Source organism: Otoolea muris (assembly GCF_943193115.1).
GTDB lineage: Bacteria > Bacillota > Clostridia > Lachnospirales > Lachnospiraceae > Otoolea > Otoolea muris.
Map to the genome: position 1 here is coordinate 1 of NZ_CALPCY010000133.1, position 1,970 is coordinate 1,970.

Genomic DNA, 1,970 nt, shown 5'->3' on the forward strand with positions numbered 1-1,970 from the left:
CTTACAAAAACCATGATGGATGACTTTATCTACACGGAGCATGAACGGCCTTCTTCCCATTATAATAAAGAAGTAGTGATGAACCAGTTCGCTTTCTATCTCCAAAAACAAGGAATACCTACTTACATACCAGAAATAAAAACCGTACTCCCACGCAGCAGATATATACCACATATCTATACGGCCGATGAAATCAAACGTTTTTTTCTTGCCGTGGATCATTACCCTGTTGTGCAAAACTCGAAACGCAATACTGTAGATCCGCTTCTGTTCCGGTTCCTTTATGGAACCGGGGTACGGCTTTCCGAATCTTTGAACCTTCGTATCTGCGATATCCGGACGGATGAGGCGTATGCCTTAATTAGAGGCGCCAAAAATAACAAAGACAGGATTGTCCCACTAGCCCCTTCGTTAATGGAAAGACTGTCTGTTTATATGCAGGGATTCCACCGCTTTAGCGAACCAGATGCATACCTCTTTCCAGGGAAAAACGGCAGAATGGACTGCAGTACCGCATACAACCATTTCAGGGATTACCTCCTTATGGCGGATATCCCGCACACCGGAAACGGTCCGAGAATCCATGACTTCCGGCATGGCCTGGCCGTTGCCTGCCTGAAAAAATGGTCTTTGGCTGGGGAAGACCTCACCAACCTGCTTCCTTACCTTGCGGCTTATATGGGACATTCGGATTTCAGGGCGACACAGTACTATCTCCGTCTTACCGCAGAGCTTTATCCGGAGATCGTCAGGATGACGGAGGCAGTATTTCATGACGTAATACCAGAAGGGGATTTTACATATGAAGAAACCTGATTTTCCTTATTACCTGACCTCATTCCTGGGGAAGTATCTTCCTGGACAGAAAAATGTCAGCAGAAATACCATTGAATCCTATGCGGTTACATTTAAACTCTTTTTCTTCTTCTGTGAGTCCGAGAAGAACCTGAAAACGGAAAAGATTACGATCCACACCATTACCTGCCAGCTTATTCTGGAATACCTGGATTGGCTTGAAACCCAAAGGGGATGCGCCATAAGTACAAGAAACCAGAGGCTGGTTGCCTTGCACTCCTTTTTCCGGTATGTACAGAAGCAAAAACCGGAATGTATGGAAGAAATCAGCAGAATTCTGGATATCCCTTATAAGAAAACGGCAAAGGCAATGGTTCCCTATCTAACCGGCGATGAAATGCGTATACTTCTAAGCCAGCCGGACGGTTCAACAAGGGAGGGATTCCGTGATCTTGTCCTGTTGTCTGTTCTGTATGACACAGCCGCCAGGGTGCAGGAACTGGCGGATCTGGAGATAAAGGATGTAAGGATTGAAAAGCCGTCTGTTATTACTTTGCATGGAAAAGGAAATAAGACCAGACAGGTACCTATCATGGATAAGACCCAAAACCTCCTCCAGCATTATCTTGACAGACATATGGGAAATACATACATAAGCCAAGGAAGCAGGCCGCTGTTTATAAACCAGAAAAAGCAGAAACTCTCCCGGTGGGGGATTTCTTATATCATTAACAAATATGTAGATAAGGCAAAAAAGGATCCGGCCTTTCGTGTAGATTTCCCAATCACTCCCCATGTTTTTCGCCACAGCAAAAGTATGCATATGCTGCAGGCAGGGGTCAACCTTATCTATATCCGGGATTTTCTGGGGCATGTAGACTGCTCCACCACAGAGATTTATGCAAGGGCGGATACCGAAATGAAGAGGAAAGCAATTGAAGCAGCTTATAATGATGTGCTTCCTGCTTCAAATGAACCTTCCTGGCAGGAAGATCCGGATCTTATGAATTTTTTAAATTCCTTGTGCCAGAGGGATTCATAAAACAGGATAAGTTTCCCGACAGGATTAGTGGTTTATAACCACCAGTGTAAAATGGGGAGTGATTTTATCAGAAACATACGAAAATATGGGATTTTTTTAAAGGACTCCCCATTTTACTTCACTCCCCATAATG

2 protein-coding genes are annotated in these 1,970 nt (G+C 44.4%); both read left to right on the top strand.

The features are described 5' to 3' along the window. The coding region (locus NFS31_RS26560) for a tyrosine-type recombinase/integrase (RefSeq protein ID WP_251502057.1) at positions 1-816 on the top strand (816 nt) is incomplete at its 5' end. Next, complete coding sequence (locus tag NFS31_RS26565) at positions 803-1,837, top strand: site-specific integrase (protein ID WP_251502058.1); 1,035 nt, start codon at positions 803-805, stop codon at positions 1,835-1,837. The genes NFS31_RS26560 and NFS31_RS26565, both read left to right, overlap by 14 nt. Positions 1,838-1,970 lie beyond the last annotated feature (133 nt).

Coding starts and splice junctions, on each gene's coding strand:
- NFS31_RS26565 (WP_251502058.1), top strand. CDS start 803: ATGAAGAAACCTGATTTTCCTTATTACCTGACCTCATTCCTGGGGAAG.